6 protein-coding genes and 2 pseudogenes are annotated in these 4,348 nt (G+C 39.0%); 5 read left to right on the plus strand and 3 right to left on the minus strand.

Annotated features, from left to right (window positions below; translation table 11 throughout):
* From EI162_RS13570 to EI162_RS13575, 3 genes and pseudogenes are all read left to right on the plus strand, one after another.
* On the plus strand, positions 1-565 hold a 565-nt coding region (locus tag EI162_RS13570; protein WP_192524845.1), incomplete at its 5' end, for a recombinase family protein.
* A gap of 138 nt (positions 566-703) precedes the next feature.
* Positions 704-838, plus strand: a pseudogene (locus EI162_RS14710) (transposase); the annotation flags it as partial.
* A 119-nt stretch (positions 839-957) separates the two neighbouring features.
* Positions 958-1,347 carry a transposase gene (locus tag EI162_RS13575; RefSeq protein WP_318779328.1) on the plus strand — a complete coding sequence of 130 codons (390 nt, stop codon included), beginning with the start codon at positions 958-960 and terminating at the stop codon, positions 1,345-1,347.
* Positions 1,348-1,397: 50 nt separating this feature from the next.
* On the opposite strand, the gene EI162_RS13580 is transcribed toward EI162_RS13575, so the two are convergent.
* Both EI162_RS13580 and EI162_RS13585 read right to left on the minus strand, forming a co-directional pair.
* Positions 1,398-2,096, minus strand: coding sequence for an LrgB family protein (locus EI162_RS13580; RefSeq protein WP_192524846.1), 699 nt, complete (start codon positions 2,094-2,096; stop codon positions 1,398-1,400).
* A gap of 9 nt (positions 2,097-2,105) precedes the next feature.
* Positions 2,106-2,597, minus strand: coding sequence for a CidA/LrgA family protein (locus tag EI162_RS13585; protein WP_192520905.1), 492 nt, complete (start codon positions 2,595-2,597; stop codon positions 2,106-2,108).
* A gap of 135 nt (positions 2,598-2,732) precedes the next feature.
* Here EI162_RS13585 and EI162_RS13590 point away from each other — a divergent pair, with 135 nt between their 5' ends.
* Positions 2,733-3,623: a LysR family transcriptional regulator gene (locus EI162_RS13590; RefSeq protein ID WP_095570632.1), complete on the plus strand. Its 891-nt coding sequence runs from the start codon at positions 2,733-2,735 to the stop codon at positions 3,621-3,623.
* A 9-nt stretch (positions 3,624-3,632) separates the two neighbouring features.
* Positions 3,633-3,839, plus strand: a pseudogene (locus EI162_RS13595) (integrase core domain-containing protein); the annotation flags it as partial.
* A 56-nt stretch (positions 3,840-3,895) separates the two neighbouring features.
* On the opposite strand, the gene EI162_RS13600 reads toward EI162_RS13595, so the two are convergent.
* The gene (locus EI162_RS13600; RefSeq protein WP_192524847.1) at positions 3,896-4,249 is read right to left on the minus strand and encodes a hypothetical protein; all 354 of its coding nucleotides are present in this window, start codon (positions 4,247-4,249) and stop codon (positions 3,896-3,898) included.
* Positions 4,250-4,348: the final 99 nt, after the last annotated feature.

Below are 4,348 nucleotides of genomic sequence, written 5' to 3' on the forward strand. Positions count from 1 at the left end.
CAGCACTAAGGATCAAGACGCTAAGAGAGCCTTGTCTGACTTGATTAGCTTTAGCCAAAGCTATAACGATAACCTTGTTGAGTACGTTGAGCATTTCAGTGGTACAAAGCTCGATAGGCCAGTATTAGCTAAGCTATTAAAGGACGCTGATCAAGGCGATATTCTGCTGGTTGAAAGCGTGGACAGATTAAGCAGGCTATCTCAAGATGATTTTGCAATTCTAAAGCAGCGCATCAAAGACAAGGGCTTGCGATTGGTGGTGGCTGATCTACCAACTACGCATACGGTAAGTAAAGGCATGACAGGTGAGATCCTAACAGTGATTAACCATATGCTGATCGACTTATTAGCAACGATGGCAAAGCTTGATAACGATAAGCGTAGAGAGCGTATTAAGCAGGGGTTGGCGAACAGTGGTTATAAGCCCACTGGTAAGAAGCCTAATACAACGAAACACAATCGTATTAAAGAATTAGCCAGTCAAAACAATATGACGAAAGAGGAGATTGCTAAGGCGGTTGGTGTTGGGGTGGCTACGGTCTATCGGGTGTTAAAGCAGGGCTAACAGCTGAATAGTTGAGGTATTTTAAATAACAGTTTGTCTTTTTTATAGACACGATACTCTTAATTTCTTGGTCATGGTAAACTCCTATAATTGTGCTTAGTTTACCAAGTTTAGTTGTACGGTTTCTTCAGCATAGCTCATGAGCGAGCTCGTCGCTTAAACTGTAGTAAAACAGGCATTTATCATGCCCTAAAGCGCCTAGGCATCAGTCAAAAAAAAGACCTTAGAGCATCCAAAAGCCTGTCCGATCAAAAGAGCGATATACCACAGTAAGCCTAATAGCTTTAGGCAGCAAGGCTATCCCATCGTTTATATATACGCGCGTATACGCGCGCGGCTTTGAGCACGAGACCATTCGCTCTCATGGTTATACACCGATTGGTAAGCCTTGTATCGATAGCTACAACTGGCAAGGTAAAAAGCGAACCAACGTTATCGGTGCTCTCTATGAAAAGATGCTGTTTGCACTAGATTACTTTAAGCACAACATTAACAGCAGCATATTCTACGAATGGTGCAAACAAACCCTAATCCCAAGTCTTAAAACCAAATGCGTGATTGTGATGGATAATGCCAGATTTCATAAGAGTAAGCGCATTCAAAAGCTACTGAATAGGCATGGTCATCGTATTCTATGGCTGCCACCGTACAGCCCTGATTTGAACCCTATTGAAAAGAAATGGGCACAAGTAAAGTTTCTACGCCAAGGCTGGTTGGAAAACGACTTATCCAAGTTGTTTTATGATGTTTGTCCTAACCATAACAATTTTATTTTGAACTGACTATATCATATCTATTCTTAATATAGATTAGGGTCTCTATATATATTTGTTTAAACTTGCCCAAATAACATTACGCCATGTATTAATGAAGGGCCTAAGAATACCATAAACAATCCCGCTAAAACCATTGTTAAACTAGCTATAACGCCCTCGTCCTCATTGCGCTGACTTGCCCGGGCTGTACCAAGACCGTGTGATGCATTACCAAATGCGATTCCATTTGCAAGATGTGAGCGAATACGAAAAAAAGTCAAAATCATATCCCCTAAAATCATTCCCACCATCCCTGTGATCAAAGTAAACAATGAGACTAAAGAGGAAGATCCGTGAATTTTTTCAGATAAGTCTAACGCAAATGGTGTCGATATTGAACGGGCCATCAAGCTATAGGTCAAGGTCTTATCAAAGTGGAACAAACCAGTGAATAGGTATATGCTTAAGACTCCCACCACCATCCCGACAGTTATGGAAGCGGTCAAAGCCAAAGCATGTCGACGTATTAAACGACGATATTCATAAATAGGTATAGCAAACGCAACCGTTGCGGGGGCAAGTAACTGCACAATCCAAGCTGTATCTTTCCAATAAGTATCATAAGAGATATTAAAGATAATCATTAATGAAAGCGTTATTACTGGAACCGTGATAGCTGGGTTTAGCCAAGATTTTCGATAGCGCACATAGATTACTTTAGCCATATAATAAGCAGCTAATGTCCAAATGAGACAAAGGATTGACCAGACATTCATTGTAAATCCTCACACATTATCATTATTTTTTAGGTTTAATTGGGCTTTATGAATCTGATGTCGATACAATCTACGTTGCAAACGGTGCACCATAATAAAGGTTAATGCTGAGCTTAACATCACCATCGCGGTACTTAAGATAATTGTCAGCATTAATTGCCAGCCCTTACTGATAAATAGCGCCTTGTATTGAAGTATTGACATCATAAGTGGGATAAACATTAATACTAATTCACCCAAAACAAATTTTGCCCCCAGTCTGACCCAGTTAACCTTGATAGCACCACTCATTAATAAGATCAGCATTAAAGATACTCCTAAGACGCCTGAGGATACGGGTAAATGCAATAACTCAACCAATATCGCAGCACAATACCAGACAGCTGCGATAATAGCGCATTGCATAAGGACATGAAGCCATGATTGGCCATAGAACCTTTGAAGTGCCAGTTTTGTTTTAGCTAAAAAACAGGAGGATAGACGAAGATTAAGATTACGCATAATAGTTGTTGTTTGTTGATTAGAGACTACTTATTATAAAAATACTATAGTCATAAATTATGAATTATATTTTTATTTTTATTCCCAATTTCTATAATAAATTTCGTTCTTTCTCTTAAATGTGGTCTATTATTTATGATAACTTTCAAGCAATTACGCTGCTTTGTGACAGTCGTAAAAACAGGTGGGTTTCTTCAAGCCAGTATCCAACTCAATTTAACTCAACCCACCGTTACCAAATCCATCAGTAACCTTGAAGAATATTTAGGCGTAGCTCTGTTTGATAAGCCGTTGACTCATAGAAAAAAGCGGCTAGTTAATTTAACGGAAATTGGCGAACACCTCTATATTCAAGCAGTGGATATCTTACAAAAGGCAGATAATCTTGAACAAACAGTAGTAGATTATCAGCAATTAATAGGTGGTAAGTTGCGTCTAGGGATTTCACCGTTAGGCAGTGAAATACTAAGCAAAGCTATTTTTAACTTTTACCAAATGCATCCTAGTATAGAAACCTCACTTATCGAAGATGGTGCTGAGTCACTTAAGCAGGCCCTTCTAGAGGGGCAACTTGATGTGGCAACATTGATGAAGCCGATTGACGATAATTTTGACTACTCGTCGATATGTTGCTATCCAGTGGTGGTCGTAGCAAATAAAAACCGTATGGGTAAGCGAAAAACGAAGGTAACACTTAAATCACTATCAAATGCACCCCTAATTTTATTTACCTCCAATTCATCATTTACTCCAATGATTATAGAAAACTGTCAATCACTAGGTTTTGAACCTAATATTATTTGCCAAACCAATCAGTGGCACTTGCTTCTTGACATGGTAAAACAGGATATGGGTGTGACTCTTTTGCCTCAATATTATACTCAAAAGTTGGATTTAACAGGATTAGTCTGCTTGCCACTAACCCAACCTCAGTTAAAATGGGAGCTTGTCATGGCTTGGCGCCGTCATCGCTTGCTTACACCAAGTATGCAAGCTTGGCTTGATAACATAAGAAAAAATATATAACTAGGCCTTGATAATGCTTTGGCTGTAACAGGGCATAGGTTATACAAAACAGAGGTGATTGAATATTTGAAAGCAGATTTGCAAGGTTTAGCGAATGTACAACTTGCGACATTGAATTGGGTAGATTGGTTCAATAAAAAGCGTATACACAGTGCATTGGGCTATGTATCGCCTTTTGAGTTTGGAGACCTTCCTAAATTTTGTGTAAGTATTTAATCTAAACGTCAGTTACACAGAATTCAAGATGGTCTTATATTAATATTTGGCTTTTACTATTTACCCTCTGCTTTATCTCTATCCGCACCTGAAATAGCTAAAGGTCCTTTTATGAACCAATTATCGTTAGCTTTAGTGAAGCTCCAGCCTCTTGTATCTACCTGTCTCTCTCCTTGATAGTCGACCCCTACTGATACCACACAAAAATATTTACCCTCAGTTTCAGTTGCTTTACATTCAGTGTAATCAACCTCTACCTGATCTTTTATAGATTGATCAGAGATGTTCCGTGCAACTTCAGATAACACAAGTTTTTTTACATCAGAGTCACTTGGAGCTCCACTAGATGAACATGCAATGACTGGTAAGGTAAGAGCAGATACTGCTAATAGTGTTAATAGTTTTGACATTTTCCTTCCTTAGTTTGAACCGCCCCGACTTTATCGGAGAGTGTTTTACTTGAGTCAGGCAGCAATGCCTGACAGGGTTAAATTATCATAATACCGCTT

Origin of the sequence: Psychrobacter sp. FME6 (assembly GCF_014861365.1) — a bacterium.
GTDB lineage: Bacteria > Pseudomonadota > Gammaproteobacteria > Pseudomonadales > Moraxellaceae > Psychrobacter.